We start from the raw sequence: 16,222 nt of genomic DNA, 5'->3' as shown, positions 1-16,222 counted from the left end.
CAAGTTTATCCTATCAATGATTTCGTTTTTTGGGGGAGGATTCGCCGTACCTATATTCCTCAGTTGTGCTGTGGGAAAAGCCGTCAGATTTGGGTTAAGTCGGAGAAAAAATAACCGAACTTAAACTTAAGTTCGGCTAGATTATAATCTATTTAACAACTGGATAAAACTAACTTTCTGTCGCCGTTGCCGTGGTGGGGGGTAACTTAATATTAGTAGCTAATCCTAGAATTTGCAGCAGACGAATGGTCATCCAAGTCAGGTCAACTTCCCACCATTGTAGGCCATGACGGGCAGAATACTGATAGGCATGGTGATTATTGTGCCAACCTTCACCGAAAGTTAAGAGGGCAACCCACCAACAATTTTTAGAATTATCGTGGGATTCATGGCTAACATAACCAAATTTGTGGGTGGCGCTGTTGACAAACCAAGTGGAGTGGAAAACTAAGACCAAGCGAACAAAAATTCCCCAAATTACAAACGGCCAACCACCCATAGCATAGAGAATTAAGCCTAAAACAATTTGGATAGGAACAAAATAATTTTGACAGAATTTATAGAAAGGATCGTCGGCGATATCTTGGGTAAAACGGGCAATTTCTTCATCGGCAGGAATTTCGTGCAGCATCCAACCCATGTGACTCCACCAGAAACCTTTATTAGAATCGTGGGGATCGGGAGCAGTATCAGAATATTTATGATGAATACGATGTAAACCTATCCATGCGATCGCACCCCCCTGACAAGCGAGGGTCCCGCACAAAACCAGAAAGTATTCTAACCATTTGGGAGTCTTAAAACTCCGATGGGAAACCAAACGATGAAAACCGAGGGTAATTCCTAAACCCCCGGTAATCCAATAAAGAATCAATGTCACTCCCACAGCACCCCAGCTAAAATTGCCGGGCAAGAAGGCTAAAAGAGCCACTAAGTGGATAAAAGCCATGTAGATGAGAGTCACCCAGTCGATGGGAAGTTTTTCGGAAGTCGCAACAGTCATTGAATAACCCAAAGGGAAACAACAGGAGACAGAGCATCATTGTCTTATCCGTCTCGATTTGACACAGGGGGAACTTTGACGCTTAATGAATAGTAACAAATATCACAGTCTATTGTTTGATGGATATCCCCCCTCTACTCCACAGGGCAGAAAAGGCCTTACTCCCCATCTTTTCGGAAATTGACGCACAGGTCAAGGAAAATCTCCGTCAAGTCCTCGCTGCTTTCCGTGCAAACCGCGTCGGGGTGCATCATTTTGCTAGTGTTAGCGGTTATGGTCATGATGACTTGGGACGGGATACTTTAGATCAAGTGTTCGCCCAAGCCCTGGGGGCCGAAAAGGCGGCGGTGCGGGTACAATTTGTTTCGGGAACCCATGCGATCGCCTGTGCCTTGTATGGGGTTCTTCGACCGGGGGATGAGATGTTAGCGGTAGCGGGTGCGCCCTACGATACCCTAGAGGAAGTAATCGGGATTAGGGGCAGTGGTCAAGGCTCTTTAAAGGATTTTGGCGTTATTTATCGGCAATTAGAGCTAGATTCTACCGGTGCGATCGATTGGTTGGCTTTAGAAACAGCAGTTAAACCCCAAACCCGTTTAGTACATATTCAAAGATCCTGCGGTTATTCCTGGCGATCGAGTTTGTCTATTGACGAAATCGAGAGAATTGTCCGTATAGTTAAACAACAAAACCCGAATACGGTCTGTTTTGTCGATAATTGCTATGGAGAATTTATCAACACCCAAGAACCCACCGACGTGGGGGCAGATCTGATGGCCGGTTCTCTAATCAAAAATCCCGGAGGTACAATCGTCACGGCCGGGGGATACATAGCAGGTAAAGCGGAATTAGTAGAAATGGCCTGCTACCGTCTGACAGCACCGGGGATCGGTAGGGAGGGAGGGGCAACTTTTGACCAAAATCGTCTTCTTTATCAGGGATTGTTTCTAGCGCCGCAAATGGTGGGAGAAGCGATGAAAGGCAGTCATTTAATTGCCTATGTGGGCGATAAGTTGGGTTATCCGGTCAATCCTGCTCCTTTTGTGCCTCGACGCGATATTATTCAAGCGATTAAACTCGGTTCCCCCGATAAGCTGATCGCCTTCTGTAAAGCCATTCAAGCCTATTCTCCCATCGGTTCCTACTTGGACCCCATTCCTGCCCAAATGCCGGGCTATGAGAGCCAAGTAGTGATGGCCGGTGGCACGTTTATCGATGGTAGCACCTCGGAATTCTCCGCCGATGGACCCCTACGGGAACCCTATATCGTTTTTTGTCAGGGGGGAACCCATTGGACTCATATTTCCCTGGCCCTAGAACAAGCGATCGCAGCTTTATCTTGAATGGTTCCTCTCACCTTCCTTCTCTCCCCTAGTTAAAGTCCTCATACCTTTAATAGTATTATTAACTCCGAATCGAACTTTAAAAACTCAGTTATTGATTGTTTCTCCCCACTCCCAACTTTCCTATACTTTTTAAACAGGATTATAATAACAGTGCTACGATAAAACCGATCAAATATCTAAGTAGTTGTCATGAATTACAATCGCAATATAATACCATTAATGGCGGGGGGAATTTTAATATTAGCTTTTACTAAGTACCTAAGCAAAATTAATTACACATCTAAGCCACTACTCCGTCAGACTTCTGGTGTGAGGAAACAGTGAACTGAAAACTCAAATCCGATCCCTAATAGCTGTCTCCCGTCTCCCGTCTCCCGTCTCCCGTCTCCCGTCTCCCGTCTCCCGTCTCCTGACGACCGTCTCCTGACGACCGTCTCGACTAGGAAATTAATTTTGCACGACTACTTACCATACTGCGCCCTTTTGCCGTTATTGATACTGGCGAACGCGGCGTTGTCATGTACTTTGGCAAAGTGCAAAAACAAATCCTCGATGAAGGAATTCATCCCGTTATACCGATTGTCACCAAGATCAAGCACCTCAATGTTCGAGTACAAACAACCGAAGTAAAAGCAAAAGGAGCTTCCAAAGATTGGCAAGATGTGGAAACAACTATTATCGTTAACTGGCACATCGACCCCGACAAAGTTAATCAGATTTATCAACAAGTTGGGGATATCAATGTGATTGTCTCCGGTATTATAAATCCAGCAGTATCGGAAATTGTCAAAGCGGCAACAGCACAACGTCCCGTACAAAATATCTGGCAAGAGCGAGGAGAACTCAAACGTGAAATTGACACTTCCCTCGCAGAAAGACTGAGACGTTATGGGATAATTATCAATGATGTATCTCTCGTTAATTTTGGTTTTTCTGAAGAGTTTAACGCGGCGATTGAAGCCAAACAAGTAGCGGAACAAAAGGCACAAGAAGCTGCTTTTCGCGCACAACAAGCAGAACAGGAAGCGAAAGCGGAAATCAACCGCGCGTCCGATACACTTACCTGATGGCTTAACATCCTCTTTTACTTCACAAGAAAGAACAAATTGACAATAATAGCCGTCAGCGCGTTTAATAAGCCTAACTCGCTTGATGTCAGACTGCTGAAAGTATCCTAAGTCCCAAGTCCCTTTTAGCTTAAGTGTTCCAATCTCCTTTTTGTCGCTAAAGTGAATAGTTTTCGGATTAATAAGTTTCCATCCCGTTGTTTTATATTCAACCGAGCGGGAAAACTTTTTAAACCGTGGATACCCCTTTTTCCCGATTACCTTCTGCTTGGTGCGGGGACTTGCGCCGTGCGACGGCGCATCCGCGCTCCGCTTCTTACAGTTGTCAAAGAAACGGGAAATAGAAGACCATGCCCTTTCAGCGGCTCGACTGAGCATCGCCGAACGTCCGATGCTTGCCTTGCCTGAGAATTTAATTGACCAGCAAATTTAAAGTCATGGGCTAAAACTCGACAATAAGCCGATAGATCATACTTATTTACACCCAGAAACGTTGAATCCTGTAATAAAACTTTACATTGACAAGCATAATACCCCTATAACATCAAATTTTAAATTGAATAGACAATCCTCCGGAACCAGTGTACATAGCTAATATGTTGACACATGAAACTCTGTAAATAGCGCAGTTTGTCTAATAAGCTTTTCCCAAATCCTTCTTCAATATCTATTAGCTGTAGAATCAGATAAGCGATAATGCAACTATAGATCTGTAGGCGGATTCCGTTCTCGTTTTTAGTGATTAGATTATCCAACTTTAGATGCATTTTTAAAAATTTCCACAGCAGTTCTATTTGCCATCTTTGGATGTAAATTTCGGCAACTTCTTCATTACTAACTGCTCCTTCTCCTTCTAGAGGTAAATCTGTCGCCAGCCGAAATTCTGTTTGACTTTCTAGGTCGCAAAAAGCGACTACTCTTACTTCTATTTGTCTTTTATCTTTTCCGAGTTTACACTTGCCATTTTCGAGCATCTCTAGGCTAATATTATTTTTCACTCTCAAGACAAAATGCTTGTCACTACTCTCTAATAATTCGGTGATTCTTTGATTAGACGCAAATCCTCTATCCATTGCTCCAACTCCATTTACAGGAATTGCTTCTATCGTTTTTCCTCCTTCTTTTGAGTCATGACCTTGACCAAAATGGATGAGTATTCCGACCACCTCTGTTGTGATACTATTAAGACCAGAGAATAGTTTTACTTGATGCCATCCCTGGGACCATAGTAATTTACTGGTTAAGCTAATTATTGTTGAGTCAATAGGAAATAAAGCTCGCGCATTCTCTATTCCTTTTTTGGCAACTAAACGCTTATTTAATTCGACAATGACTTTCTCAAATGGACTTGTTTCTCTAATTTTGCTTGCCTTAGAAAATGTGGATAAATTTACATTAATTCCTTGAAGTACCATTCTACTGCATAAGTCCCTCATACTGACGATGCTTTTATCTAAAGCAAAACCAATCCAACAGGACAAAAATGTAAAAGTATCTAAAGCGGGGTAGTCATTTTTAGGCAGTGGTTTGAGAAGCTCTTTTATGAGTTTTGAAAAATTCGTCATCAGGGCAAACTCCCTATTGTGAGGGGAATAAGTTGTCTAGATTCTATCTATAATAGCATTTTTTTTCTGACTTTTCTCAACGTTCAACACTTCTGATTTACACCTTTGTTGTCCATCCAATATCTTAAGCATTTATTGCGGATGAATTGGGCGGTGCGGATAGCATCGTCTATAGCCTGATATTGTTTTAATTTAGCCTCAACTTTAAACTCTAGGACAAACATTTACGCTAAAATTTCAAGAATAAACTTGTTCTAACACATTAAATATTAACTGACAACCCATTATCTAAAAGCCGCCCTCTGCTACGCGGGCATGGCGGGGAACCTTAAACCCAAGTTTTCGGTAATGCTTCATCCTCAGAAAAGGGAAACTCAACTGTACTAGGCATGAGCAGCTGCAAACATCCTGAATCATCTGCATCAGAATGTTTGCAGCTGCCGTTGCGTCGTAGGGCGACCAAATTGGGTACTCTGATGCGGAGAAGATGAATTGTAGTTCAGCGTCTGGGATTTGTGTGGCCAGGAGTTTGAAGAGTGATAATTTGTCTGACTGGCTCAGATTGTTGACCAGAGGAATTAACTCAGCGAGTGACATGGTTTAAACTTCTAGAGGTGCGAGAATGAATTCTCAATAAAATCTTAATTGGGGGTATTATCTGGAAAAATTCGTCTAGTATATAGTCAGAGAGAGTTTTAAATAGTTTAGAAACATTCTTTGGTATGTAAAACCTATGGAAGTTAGAGAGATTAAAATTCGTGTTGACGCGGAATCGGCCGAAATTTATGAATCAGCTATATTTGCTGATCGCCAAAAGCTTGATGCTCTTCTTAGTTTGAGGTTGAAAGAATTTGCTAGAAAACGCCGCCCACTAGAGGCTGTTATGAGTGATATCAGTCGGAAAGCACAAGCTAGAGGCTTAACTCCCGAAATTTTGAGTAATTTGCTAAGTGAGTAAAGTGAGATACGTTTTTGATACCAACGTGATCATTAGCTCTTTGCTGTTTGAGGGCAGTAATCCTGACTTGGCAATTAGGTATGCACTCCAAAATGGCAACATTTTGTTCTCATTAGAACTAATAGAAGAAATTGACGAAGTTCTCAGTCGTGCAAAGTTTAGAAAATATATCACAGATGAAGAAAGGGAAGAATTTTTAGACAGCTTTATAGATAGGGGAATATTGATTGAGGTGGTAGATGTTGTCAAGGAGTGCCGTGATGCCAAGGATGACAAGATTTTAGAGTTATCGCTTAGTGGTAAAGCTGATTTGATTATCAGTGGAGATAAAGATCTGTTGGTTCTTAATCCTTTTCGCTCAATACAAATACAATCTGTTGAGCAGTTTCTAAAAAGTGTTGGTCACTATCCACCAAACAAAGAGGCATAAAACATCACTGCACTCGACCGTATGCTAAACTATCCGTTAGAGGTGCGAGAATGAATTGATTATAAGCGATAGATTAATCTCTGTAATATCCCCAAGGGAGGGATGAGAAGGAAAATTTCCCTAGAGTCTTTCCATCAGGGGGATTACATGAATAAATTCTCAATAAAATCAACACAATATCAGAGTAAGAGCCTCTAAAAATCTAGCAAATTATCGCAGTTATCTCGGCCGTCGGCTTTTTTTGATCACTCCCACCTTATCCCCCAAACTAACGTCGTCTCAACAAATTTTTCATCTCTCCCCAGATAGAAAGTTGACCACCTAGACTAGAGGGATGAGTGAAAATTCCTTGACGGGGACTGAATAAAAAGGCCAACATAAATAGGGTAAAAGCGACAAGCACGATCGCCGGTCCAGAGGGTAAATTCCAGTAATAACTTAAATACATCCCACTGATACTAGAAATAATACCCACACCCACACCCACACCCATGACTTGATGAAGACGAGTAACTAAAAGATAAGCAGTGGCTGCCGGGGTAATCAAAAGGGACAAAACGAGGATTACTCCCACCGCTTGGAGACTAGCAACGATTGTCAGGCCGATCAGGAGCATTAAGCCTAAATCTAATAAATTTACCGGTAAACCCGCCGCTTGCGCCCCGATTTTGTCGAAAGTGTAGAATAATAGTTCTTTATACAGGAGCAAAACGGTTAATAAAACGATAACGGCAATAATTAGGGTATCGCGAATGTCGGCAGCAGTAACACCGAGAATATTGCCGAAGAGAAAGTGATTAAGGTCAATTTTGTTGTTTTTTTGGATGAGAGTGATCAGGGTGATGCCAAGGGCAAAAAAAGCCGAGAAAACAATACCCATGGCCGCATCTTCTTTGATTGGGGAACGATTACGGATCAAGTTAATCAGTAGGGTACTGACCATTGAGGCTAGTAAAGCACCCAGGAGAAGATTAAAATTACCAATAAAAGCGATCGCTAGTCCGGGTAAAACCGAGTGACTGATGGCATCGCCCAAGAGGGCCAAACGTTGTACCATCAGGTAGGTTCCCACCACCGCACAGATGATCCCGACGATGATAGCTTCAATTAGGGATCTCTGCATGAAACTATACTGTAAGGGTTCGATTAATCCTGTTAATAGATTGTTGCCCATGAATCTGCCTTGGGGTTAAATTTTTCTGATTCTCGATCGAGGTTTTGCTCCTAGGGTCTATCTTCTAAATCGGGGGAGAAGATAGGTTAGGATAATTAGGATTAATTGTAAGTTTTTTCGCTCCCAACCGCCGCCATGGATACCCCCGTTCTTTCCTCAACTTTTTTTCTGACTCTCCTGCTCATGGTGGGATTATTCTTTTTTATTCGCGGTTCCGTCAAAGAGCGTATCGAACAGCGTGTCTATCTTACCAGTACCAGTGACGACCAACTATTAGAACAACTGCGAGATTATTTTGACCGACGTTCCTATCAAGTCAAAGCGATCGAACCCGAACAGAATATTGTCAGATTACAGGGTTTTGTGCCGCCTAGCCCCTTTCTAGCGATATTTTTGACAATTTTGGCGGCCTTGGGTTTATTTTGCTTCTCACTGGTGTTATCGGTGTTATTTCCCGATACTAATCCCTATATTTTTGCTCTTGTGGCTTTATCTCCCCTCGCCGGTGTTTTCTATTGGCAAAAAGTCGGCCGTTTAGAAGAAGTGGCTTTTAAAGTGGAAAGCAAATCTCAGCAAACGGAATTAACTGTCAAAGCCCATCGGGACGAGTTAAGACAACTACAAGATAGTTTAACCTTTCTGGAAAGACAATAAGCTTTTTATGCCCTATGAACGCCTAATTTATCTGGCCGATACCGATGCGGCCGGTGTGGTTTACTTTGCCCATCTTCTCTCGATCTGTCATGAAGCCTACGAGTTTTCTTTAGCACAATTTGGCATCAATATCAAGGATTTTTTCAAAGATTCTCCGGTTGCCCTACCGATTACTCAAGCGGAAATCCAGTTTTTTCGGCCCCTTTTTTGTGGTGATCGCATACAAATTGATTTCACTGCCCGATCCCTGAGCGAAAACGAGTTTGAATTGCAGTATAAAATTTATTTCGCTGAAATCATGGTCGGAAAAGCAAAAACCCGCCATGTCTGCATCGCTCCCACCACTAGAGAAAGAATCCCTTTCCCGGAATCTTTAAAAAATTGGTTAGGATATTTATCAACCCTAGAGGAGACTGGTATTTAAGGGATGATTTGGACAGATTTAACGATAATTTTAACTAGGGATTGGTGGCACAATGCTTGGCAATTATTTAACCTTAGTACCGGGAGGATTGTCTGGAATTCTTTTCTGGCCTTTATCCCCTTTATCCTCAGCTTTTGGTTATTTCCGACTACCCTCGATCGTTCCCTAGTCTGGTGGTTAATTCTCTTAGTTTTCCTGCTTTTTTTACCCAATGCTCCCTACATTCTCACCGATAGTATTCATTTAATCTCTTATATTCAGCAGGATTACGCCAAAAGTTTAATTTTTTTAGTTTTAATTCCCCAGTATAGTATCTTTATTTTTGTTGGCTTTCAGCTATACGTTCTCTCCTTACTTAATTTAAAAAGTTATTGTCAGCAAAGTCAGCTAAATTCAGCAGTTTTACCCCTAGAAATAACTCTCCATTTTTTAAGTGCGATCGGTATCTATCTAGGGCGTTTTCTCCGGCTGAATAGTTGGTATCTAATCACTCAACCGCAGCAACTATTCTGGAGTTTGCAGAATTTACTGACTCAAAAATCTTTGATATTTATCCCTGTCTGTTTTTTAATTATTTGGTTACTATACGAGATCAACAAAAGACTTTACAATCGATTTTTTGCCTCCTGCGAGAATAACTAGAATTTCTACTACAAAAATCTGCCTAAATCGAATTCGGTTGTGGCAGTAATGTCTCGAAAACGTTCTTGACTGATAATTAACAATAATCTTTCAGTATAATCCACCGCACCGCGCAATTCTCGTTCTAATCTTGCTAAACCGGCGTTAGCATATTCCTCGAAAATTGTCACTCGCAAAGCTTCTGAATCTACCCCGTGGGGAGAAAGAATTTTTGTATCTTGGAATTCATTGACTGCCAATAATTTGATTAGGGTATCGTAGCCACGAGAAATAAAAATTTCCAGGTTAATAGGTGAGGGTTCCTTCGCTACATTTTCTATCGCCACCCTCTCTTGATATCTTACCCCTAAAGCCGCCGCAAAAGCGATGACATCAGCATAGGTTTGAAAGGGTCCAATTCCCTGATTAAAATTAACTAAGGACTGGACAAATTCCCCTTTATCTCTAGCAATACGCACTCGATGAATGGACATATTTATCAAGTAAAAAGTAAAAAAGGTTACAAAATTCAGGAGATAGAAGTTATCAGTATTTATCAACTAATTTGTCTATCCCCTCCCCGCTATAACTGCTTTAAGGATAAGTTTTAATTAGTCCTTTAGCTTGGTAAACATGAAATTGTTCGATGGCGACACCACCGCGCTTGATGGGAATGACAGCTACTTTAGTTATATCTTGGAAATAGGGACGGTAGCGATCGATTATTTCCGGTCTTTCTAGGGAACTATTTGTAGTAATTAATAAACCATTTTTACCGATCCATTCTTGAGGATTAAACCAAATTTGATAACCCCTTTGATCGTTGTTAAAACAGGTGACAGGAATAGGAACTAGGGGATAGAGAGCCATATCTAGCCATGCTGTCACATAAAAACTATGGGTAAAAACGAAGCTAGAATCTTTTAAGAGTGCTAATAATTCTGGCGAATTAGCAAAGCCTTGGCGCAGTTGATCGATATCGACAATTTCCCGAGAAGGGTCCTGTTCTGGGGCAATAATTCCCCCAAAAATTGCGTATTGACTAGGTTTTTGGAAAGTGCCAAAAGTAACGTGAAGCATTGCTATAGATAAAACAGTAACGATAAAAATTCCCGATCCCCATAACCATCTTGTTACCCAGATTCGAGAAGATTGCTGCCAAGTATTGGCCTTTTCTCCTAATAAAATCGTGCAGGACCAAAACCCGGGTAAAATCCAACTAGGGGCGAGATAATGGGAAGCACCCACATAAAGCATTCCCAGTATTAAAGGCAGAGAAACCGAAAGAATTAACCATTTTTTGAGGGATTCTTCATCTCGCTGAAAAAATCTTTTTTTCGAGAGAAAGTTAGGGATTTGTTCGCCAAAGCTTTTAAATGTCACCCACCACATCGGCAAACCGAAAGGAGGAAACATCGTGGCGATACTAATGCCAATAACCGAGAGAATACCAAGAATATTAAAGGTTTTGGGTTCTCCAGAAAAACGGTCTTCTAGATGAAAGCGAAAGGAAATCCAATCATGGTTAATATTCCAGTAGATAATCGGCAATAAAGTTATCAAAAAAAGAATAAATCCTAATCCCAACCAGGGCGATCTAAATACAGGCCAATAGCGGGGAGTGGTCAGACAAAATAAAACTAAACCAAAGCCCAAAATAAAGCCATGATATTTACTTAAAACCGCCAATCCTACGGCAAGTCCAATATAAGCGAGACGATAGCTAGGATGATAGTTTTTTCCCCGAATTGGCCAGAATTCTTGGGCAGCTAAATAGACTGTTAATGACCAAAAAAAGATTAAAGGACTATCTGGCTGCGAGAGAATCCCGAAGACGATCCCATAGATGGGGATGAGAGTAGCGATCGCTAAAGTCATTCTGGCGACCGGCAGACTGAACAATTTTAAAGCCGTCAGATATAGCAAGCAGAGGCTGCCGGTATAGAGAAGGAGAGTACCGAAGCGAATGGTAAATTGATTGACTAATCCCGTGATCCAAGTCCCAAAACCCGTGGAAATCGCTACTATTGGCGGATGATCGAAATAACTCCAATCTAGATTATGGCTGTAAACGTAATAATATGCCTCATCGTACCCGGGATAAAGCCCCAGAGCGATGATTATTCTAAACAGGAGTCCACCGATGAGCAGATAAACGGCAATGCGATCGCTAAGTATTTTGGTCAAAATTCTTACCTCATTTCATCGCTAAAACTGATGTTAGAGACGGGAGATTTTTGGGGTTGCCAGATTCGAGATTGTGCATCTATGGCAAGGTTAGATTTAAGTGTGATCTTTAGTTACTATATCACCAACTCTGTCATCTCTTAGCCCTTGGCTATCGGCAAACTCTCCCTAGTCGTTGCTGATTGGGGATATGAACGAGGATTAAGGGAAGGGGGAACTTAGATAAAACTGATGTTAATTAAATAACTTTTGCCCCTATCAAAGCAATAATAATCAGGGCGATAAATTGCGGAATTAATAATCTTAGTGCTTGTTTAGCAATTTCTTCAGTCAGGAAAATAGAAGTTAAAACACCAACAATTAACACTATATTTTGCGAGAAGATAATACTATTTTTCTTGAACTGATAAGTGTTACAAAAAAAAAGTAAAACTGATAAGTTTTTTAAATTTTATGAGATTTTTTCCTTGGTAAACAATTCGAGCGCTTATCGCTCTCTTCGGTAATCTAAAGCCTTTTTTATATCCTGTCAAGACCTTCCCTCTTTGGGGGGAAGACAGGTTTCCCGTTTTTTTGTAGTTGCCAGCGTTTTTGCGAGCGGTTCATCCGCTCGAATGGTCTGGACTATGCCAAAACAAAAACTGTCTGATCGGACGATACCGATTCTCGATTTTCGGTGTACGGTCTGGCTGGCATTTCGAATAATTTCTAAGTGCGAGTAGAGAGACAATTACGAACTTCGTTACAAACACAAGGATATATCTTGACTTATCTTTCTGCCAGAGTTCTTGTTTTCTGTTAACAGACCAATGCCAGAGGACTAAATGCCCATCTCTTCCCAATAAAGTTCAATCCCGGAAGAGAAATCCTTCGGTTTATTTTAAAGTAAATTAGACTCTTTCAAACCCGATAATGCTGCATCTACATCTAGGATTTTCTGACCCATGATGTGGTTATCATCTTCTCCTTCTGATTGAATAGCGGCAATATAGGTTGAATTAACTGATTTTAGAGCATCAAACTGAGCAAAAACGGGCAATAAGTTACCTTTATCGCTGAGACAAAAAATATTTTTAGAGTCAGACAGGCTGAAGATAATTGTATGTAGTGATGATGCCCAAGTACCGACAATATATTTATGCTTATTTACTAAATATATCTTTTCTTGTAGAGTCAAATTTTCTGAATAAATAATAGCAAAGCCACGTTCTCTTAATATATTTTCTAGTTGCTCTTCCCCTAGAATTTGTCGGTTGGCTTTTTTTAGTTTAGTTCGAGAAATGTAAAGCGGTTGCTCAGTTTGCGTGACTTTATCGGGTAAGAGCTTTTGGGCTACTAACTCGGGAACAAGTTTATGACAGCTAAAAACCTCTCTTCTGTGAAGACTCAGAGAAGGATAAGGAAAAACAACCTCTCCTAGTATCACAGGTCTAGTTAACTCTAAGAATTGCTCAGAGTCTAAGTCAAGAGCAGTCATAAATTCGTCAACGAAATTCCTAGAGACCTTTAAGTCACTGATAGACTTAGCTTTATGAGGTTGTCCGATTACCAAAATTCCTAATTTTTCAGCTTGTTCTAAGTACCAAAGACGACTAATTGTTTCACAAAGAAAATGTCCATAGTGTAGTGTGATATTTTCTCCATACATAAATTTCTGATCAATCTTTTTGATTTTAGTAGTATCAATAGATTGATGGTATAAAGATTTAAATTCCTGAGAATCTTGCTCGGATTTTGGAATCCATGGCATTTTAGATGTGTTAATTCTTGAGCCATCTCTTAAATCATAGAAAGCTTGATACCTAGGAACATAAAGGACATCTTTGACAGTGATAGTCTTCTCTAGAGGTAGTTTCTCACTGTAGTTTATACTATAATAGTTTTCTTTAACTACTTCCAATTTATCGGGGTGATAATTCAAAAAATTGATCCGGTATCTCTGTGGATATTGTCTCTCTATAGGACTAATTTTTAAGGATTTGTAATTATTTTCCCATTGACTCGATACTGAGTCTCTTATCCTTCTAGGAACAAATAGAGCTTGGCTTTTTGATAAATATTTAGACAAATTATAGTTGGCTACATCTAGTATTTTGGCGGTAATTCCTTGCATAGAAGTTTTAATACAAATTAGAGCTACGTAGGCATTATAACATGAATATTTGCCAATATCAAGGTTCATGGCTAGAAAGTTTCCATTCTGACTAATTTCTAAGCGCGAGTAAAAAGCCGTTGGTGTCAAGGTACAAACTACTTAGGTTAGGTATAAATTTGTTGGGCAGTCGTTTCCATTGGATCATCTGAAAAAGCGATCGCATCTTAAAACCTGACTCAGTGACAAACTGCGATCATCCCCATTCAATGGGTTGTTTGCAGAAAATTAGAACTAGCTAATTTTTCCTCAATCCAGTCTTTGACAATAGCTTGTAACGGTAAATCACGACGCTGACTTTCTTGCTCAAGAGCCTCTACCATCCATGAGGGAAACTCAAACGCAATTGTTTGTTCCTCGGAATTAGAACGTTTAATTTTAGTTAAATCCAAATATTCGATGATATTTTCTCCATCATCAAATTTGCGGTCAAAATCTTCAGCTTTCATAAATTTGCACCACTTCAGGTTTAGAGCGTCGGGCTGAAATAATAGAGTCCTATTCCTAGATTAGACCATTAGGGGATAGGGGAATTTCAACTAAAACCCCAAAACCCAACACCCAACACCCTAATTTAGTGATTTAATAAAACCGACCACTGCTGCAGGAGATAAAAACTATGTGTATTCTCGGTTTTGATCCGGGTAAGGATAAATGTGGAATCGCGGTCAGGTCATCGACGGGGAAAATTTATACCCATGAGGTGATAGCATCGTCACAAGCGATCGAGCGTTTAGCCAGTCTCTGTCAACAATATCCGATCGAATTATTGGTGATGGGGAATCAAACCACCTCAAAAAGTTGGCGCGAAAAAATTGCCGCTCGTGTCACCATCCCGATTACTCTAGTGGATGAACGCAATAGTACCCTAGAAGCGCGCGATCGCTATTGGGTTATGTTTCCCCCCAAAGGATTACAGAAACTCATCCCCCAGGGGATGCGTCTTCCCGATCGCCCCATTGATGATATAGTAGCGATTCTGCTGATCGAACGTCATTTACAGTCCAAATAATGTCACACTACAAAATAGACACAGCAGGGTGAATTGACGATGCTCCTAAGTAAAGGTTTTGAAGTGGAAATGTACACCGGAACGGCAGCCGGAGAAATTATCGGTTTATCCGATCGCATTGTCAAGGATTTAGATGGTTTTGTCCGAGAACCGGATAGTCGTAACGTAGAATATACTACGGCTCCCATGACTAACTATGACCGTCTTTTATGCGCTACTTTAAAACCTCGTCTGGCTCTACGGCAATATTTGCGTCGTTTAGGCGATTATACCCTCATCCCTGGCAGTACCCTCTCCTTGGGCGATAGTCAACATTTTTATCGCAGTGACCCCCACAATCCCTATCATGACTATATCGAACAGACCTACGGCACTAATGTAGTCACGGCCAGTATTCATATTAACGTCGGTATTAGCGATTATGAGGATTTAATGCGTGCCTGTCGCTTAATTCGCCTAGAAGCTCCTTTATACTTGGCTTTAAGCGCTTCTTCTCCCTTTCTCGACGGTAAAATCACCGGTTCCCATTCCCGTCGTTGGCAAGTTTTCCCCCAAACTCCCGCTTATGTTCCCCTCTTTGAAAGTCATAAACATTTTGTCACTTGGACTGAGGAACAATTAAAACTCGGTACGATGCAGAATGTTCGTCATCTCTGGGTGTCGGTACGTCCTAACGGGAGCAATCGTCCCTATAATCTCAATCGTCTAGAATTGCGAATTTGTGACCTGATTGCTCATCCTATTAGTTTATTAGCAGTTATGGCTTTTTTAGAGGCCCGTTTAACTCAACTTCTCCACGATCCCCAATTAGACCCCTTGATTTTAAGTCAATTACCCAGCAGCAGTCGCAGCGAGGATTTATTAACTTTAACCCAAGAAAACGAACAGGCTGCCGCGCGTTTTAGTCTTGATGCCACCCTGAGACATTGGTACGATGGCCGGGAAATCTTAGCTAGGGATTGGATTAAAGACCTCTATGTTCAAGTTTATCCGATCGCTAAAGAAAGGGGTTTTAGTTGTTTCCTCTCTCCCTTACAAAAAATCCTCCGCGAAGGTAACACTGCACAACAATGGTTAAAACAATACGACCAAGGTATGGATGTTAAAAGTATTATCAAACAGGCGATTCTTACCCTAGAAGAACAGGAACGAGACTTAGAACATAAATTATGTCAGCATATTCTAGTCGCTTAAATAATTATTTTAAGGACATGGTAATTAAACCCTGTTGACCGAGAAGAATTTCCCGCAGCAGCGTACAAATTCCCACCCAAATAATCGGAGAAATGTCAACTCCTCCCAAGGGGGGTATGAGTTTACGCACGGGGATTAAAAAAGGTTCCGTTGGCCAGGCAATCATATTAAAGGGAAAGCTATTTAAATCTACCTGTGGATTCCAAGTCAGCACGATCCGTAAGATAAACAAAAGGGTCATCAACCCTAAGATAATTCCCAATGTCCAACTTAATGCGATCGCTGTGTCCATAGTCTCCAATCCCGTCTTTTTTACCGATTATCTTCCCTAAAATATAACAGTTTTTGTCTCATTTAATCATCCTAATCGCCCCAGCACCCTGCCAGTTATTCTTGTCAACCTCCCGGGTAAAAATGCCTCCAAGAAAAAGTCCC

17 protein-coding genes and 3 pseudogenes are annotated in these 16,222 nt (G+C 41.0%); 9 read left to right on the top strand and 11 right to left on the bottom strand.

The annotated features are described in order from the left end of the window. Positions 1–169 precede the first annotated feature (169 nt). Entirely contained in the window at positions 170–1,003 is an 834-nt protein-coding gene (locus RAM70_RS22025; protein ID WP_002748596.1) for an acyl-CoA desaturase, read from the bottom strand. A gap of 119 nt (positions 1,004–1,122) precedes the next feature. Here RAM70_RS22025 and RAM70_RS22020 point away from each other — a divergent pair, with 119 nt between their 5' ends. Then, entirely contained in the window at positions 1,123–2,346 is a 1,224-nt protein-coding gene (locus RAM70_RS22020) for a methionine gamma-lyase family protein (RefSeq protein ID WP_312675633.1), read from the top strand. Positions 2,347–2,816: 470 nt separating this feature from the next. After that, positions 2,817–3,398, top strand: a pseudogene (locus tag RAM70_RS22015) (prohibitin family protein); the annotation flags it as partial. On the opposite strand, the pseudogene RAM70_RS22010 reads toward RAM70_RS22015, so the two are convergent. The 3 genes and pseudogenes from RAM70_RS22010 to RAM70_RS22000 form a co-directional block, all read right to left on the bottom strand. After that, positions 3,399–3,901: pseudogene (locus RAM70_RS22010) on the bottom strand (nuclease/transposase family protein); the annotation flags it as partial. It lies immediately after the preceding pseudogene. A 66-nt stretch (positions 3,902–3,967) separates the two neighbouring features. Further along, complete coding sequence (locus tag RAM70_RS22005) at positions 3,968–4,984, bottom strand: IS4 family transposase (protein ID WP_288016859.1); 1,017 nt, start codon at positions 4,982–4,984, stop codon at positions 3,968–3,970. 89 nt (positions 4,985–5,073) lie between these two features. Next, a pseudogene (locus RAM70_RS22000) lies at positions 5,074–5,205 on the bottom strand (RNA-guided endonuclease TnpB family protein); the annotation flags it as partial. A gap of 509 nt (positions 5,206–5,714) precedes the next feature. Between RAM70_RS22000 and RAM70_RS21995 the strand changes: the two are divergent. Both RAM70_RS21995 and RAM70_RS21990 read left to right on the top strand, forming a co-directional pair. After that, the gene (locus RAM70_RS21995; RefSeq protein ID WP_045360691.1) at positions 5,715–5,939 is read left to right on the top strand and encodes a hypothetical protein; all 225 of its coding nucleotides are present in this window, start codon (positions 5,715–5,717) and stop codon (positions 5,937–5,939) included. Further along, a complete protein-coding gene (locus RAM70_RS21990) occupies positions 5,932–6,369 on the top strand; it encodes a putative toxin-antitoxin system toxin component, PIN family (protein WP_045360693.1) in 438 nt (145 codons plus the stop codon). The genes RAM70_RS21995 and RAM70_RS21990 overlap by 8 nt, the downstream gene beginning before the upstream one ends. A gap of 268 nt (positions 6,370–6,637) precedes the next feature. Here RAM70_RS21990 and RAM70_RS21985 read toward each other — a convergent pair whose 3' ends face one another. Continuing rightward, entirely contained in the window at positions 6,638–7,543 is a 906-nt protein-coding gene (locus tag RAM70_RS21985) for a metal ABC transporter permease (protein ID WP_045360695.1), read from the bottom strand. A 135-nt stretch (positions 7,544–7,678) separates the two neighbouring features. Here RAM70_RS21985 and RAM70_RS21980 point away from each other — a divergent pair, with 135 nt between their 5' ends. From RAM70_RS21980 to RAM70_RS21970, 3 genes are read left to right on the top strand one after another with little or no spacing between them, the layout of a single operon-like run. Further along, the gene (locus tag RAM70_RS21980) at positions 7,679–8,197 is read left to right on the top strand and encodes a cofactor assembly of complex C subunit B (protein ID WP_149979136.1); all 519 of its coding nucleotides are present in this window, start codon (positions 7,679–7,681) and stop codon (positions 8,195–8,197) included. Positions 8,198–8,204: 7 nt separating this feature from the next. Further along, positions 8,205–8,621: an acyl-CoA thioesterase gene (locus RAM70_RS21975; protein ID WP_045360698.1), complete on the top strand. Its 417-nt coding sequence runs from the start codon at positions 8,205–8,207 to the stop codon at positions 8,619–8,621. Between the two features lie 3 nt (positions 8,622–8,624). Next, a complete protein-coding gene (locus RAM70_RS21970; protein ID WP_312675631.1) occupies positions 8,625–9,263 on the top strand; it encodes a DUF1361 domain-containing protein in 639 nt (212 codons plus the stop codon). Positions 9,264–9,271: 8 nt separating this feature from the next. Here the strand turns inward: RAM70_RS21970 and RAM70_RS21965 are convergent, their stop codons facing one another. The 5 genes from RAM70_RS21965 to brnA all read right to left on the bottom strand — a co-directional run bounded on the left by RAM70_RS21965 (position 9,272) and on the right by brnA (position 14,030). Then, on the bottom strand, positions 9,272–9,736 hold the full coding sequence (locus RAM70_RS21965) for a DNA phosphorothioation-associated protein 4 (protein ID WP_008201626.1): 465 nt from the start codon (positions 9,734–9,736) through the stop codon (positions 9,272–9,274). 100 nt (positions 9,737–9,836) lie between these two features. After that, complete coding sequence (locus tag RAM70_RS21960) at positions 9,837–11,429, bottom strand: ArnT family glycosyltransferase (RefSeq protein WP_045360702.1); 1,593 nt, start codon at positions 11,427–11,429, stop codon at positions 9,837–9,839. Between the two features lie 238 nt (positions 11,430–11,667). Further along, positions 11,668–11,796 (bottom strand): hypothetical protein, encoded by a 129-nt coding sequence (locus RAM70_RS21955; protein WP_287999633.1) that lies wholly within the window; start codon positions 11,794–11,796, stop codon positions 11,668–11,670. Positions 11,797–12,309: 513 nt separating this feature from the next. Then, positions 12,310–13,611 carry a glycosyltransferase family 61 protein gene (locus RAM70_RS21950; protein WP_312675629.1) on the bottom strand — a complete coding sequence of 434 codons (1,302 nt, stop codon included), beginning with the start codon at positions 13,609–13,611 and terminating at the stop codon, positions 12,310–12,312. A gap of 176 nt (positions 13,612–13,787) precedes the next feature. Next, the gene (brnA, locus tag RAM70_RS21945) at positions 13,788–14,030 is read right to left on the bottom strand and encodes a type II toxin-antitoxin system BrnA family antitoxin (RefSeq protein WP_002789212.1); all 243 of its coding nucleotides are present in this window, start codon (positions 14,028–14,030) and stop codon (positions 13,788–13,790) included. A gap of 170 nt (positions 14,031–14,200) precedes the next feature. Between brnA and RAM70_RS21940 the strand changes: the two genes are divergently transcribed. Beyond that, positions 14,201–14,593 (top strand): pre-16S rRNA-processing nuclease YqgF, encoded by a 393-nt coding sequence (locus tag RAM70_RS21940; protein ID WP_312675628.1) that lies wholly within the window; start codon positions 14,201–14,203, stop codon positions 14,591–14,593. 39 nt (positions 14,594–14,632) lie between these two features. Beyond that, the gene (gshA, locus tag RAM70_RS21935) at positions 14,633–15,787 is read left to right on the top strand and encodes a glutamate--cysteine ligase (RefSeq protein WP_045360707.1); all 1,155 of its coding nucleotides are present in this window, start codon (positions 14,633–14,635) and stop codon (positions 15,785–15,787) included. Between the two features lie 4 nt (positions 15,788–15,791). Here the strand turns inward: gshA and RAM70_RS21930 are convergent, their stop codons facing one another. Further along, positions 15,792–16,079 carry a YggT family protein gene (locus RAM70_RS21930; RefSeq protein WP_045360710.1) on the bottom strand — a complete coding sequence of 96 codons (288 nt, stop codon included), beginning with the start codon at positions 16,077–16,079 and terminating at the stop codon, positions 15,792–15,794. Positions 16,080–16,222 lie beyond the last annotated feature (143 nt).

Origin of the sequence: Microcystis wesenbergii NRERC-220, from assembly GCF_032027425.1 — a bacterium.
GTDB lineage: Bacteria > Cyanobacteriota > Cyanobacteriia > Cyanobacteriales > Microcystaceae > Microcystis > Microcystis wesenbergii_A.
This window is presented reverse-complemented; position numbering and strand designations above follow the sequence as displayed.

Coding starts and splice junctions, on each gene's coding strand:
- RAM70_RS21965 (WP_008201626.1), bottom strand. CDS start 9,736: ATGTCCATTCATCGAGTGCGTATTGCTAGAGATAAAGGGGAATTTGTC.
- RAM70_RS21970 (WP_312675631.1), top strand. CDS start 8,625: ATGATTTGGACAGATTTAACGATAATTTTAACTAGGGATTGGTGGCAC.
- RAM70_RS21985 (WP_045360695.1), bottom strand. CDS start 7,543: ATGGGCAACAATCTATTAACAGGATTAATCGAACCCTTACAGTATAGT.
- brnA (WP_002789212.1), bottom strand. CDS start 14,030: ATGAAAGCTGAAGATTTTGACCGCAAATTTGATGATGGAGAAAATATC.
- RAM70_RS21980 (WP_149979136.1), top strand. CDS start 7,679: ATGGATACCCCCGTTCTTTCCTCAACTTTTTTTCTGACTCTCCTGCTC.
- RAM70_RS21930 (WP_045360710.1), bottom strand. CDS start 16,079: ATGGACACAGCGATCGCATTAAGTTGGACATTGGGAATTATCTTAGGG.
- RAM70_RS22025 (WP_002748596.1), bottom strand. CDS start 1,003: ATGACTGTTGCGACTTCCGAAAAACTTCCCATCGACTGGGTGACTCTC.
- RAM70_RS21975 (WP_045360698.1), top strand. CDS start 8,205: ATGCCCTATGAACGCCTAATTTATCTGGCCGATACCGATGCGGCCGGT.
- RAM70_RS22020 (WP_312675633.1), top strand. CDS start 1,123: ATGGATATCCCCCCTCTACTCCACAGGGCAGAAAAGGCCTTACTCCCC.
- RAM70_RS21995 (WP_045360691.1), top strand. CDS start 5,715: ATGGAAGTTAGAGAGATTAAAATTCGTGTTGACGCGGAATCGGCCGAA.
- RAM70_RS21940 (WP_312675628.1), top strand. CDS start 14,201: ATGTGTATTCTCGGTTTTGATCCGGGTAAGGATAAATGTGGAATCGCG.
- gshA (WP_045360707.1), top strand. CDS start 14,633: ATGCTCCTAAGTAAAGGTTTTGAAGTGGAAATGTACACCGGAACGGCA.
- RAM70_RS21950 (WP_312675629.1), bottom strand. CDS start 13,611: ATGAACCTTGATATTGGCAAATATTCATGTTATAATGCCTACGTAGCT.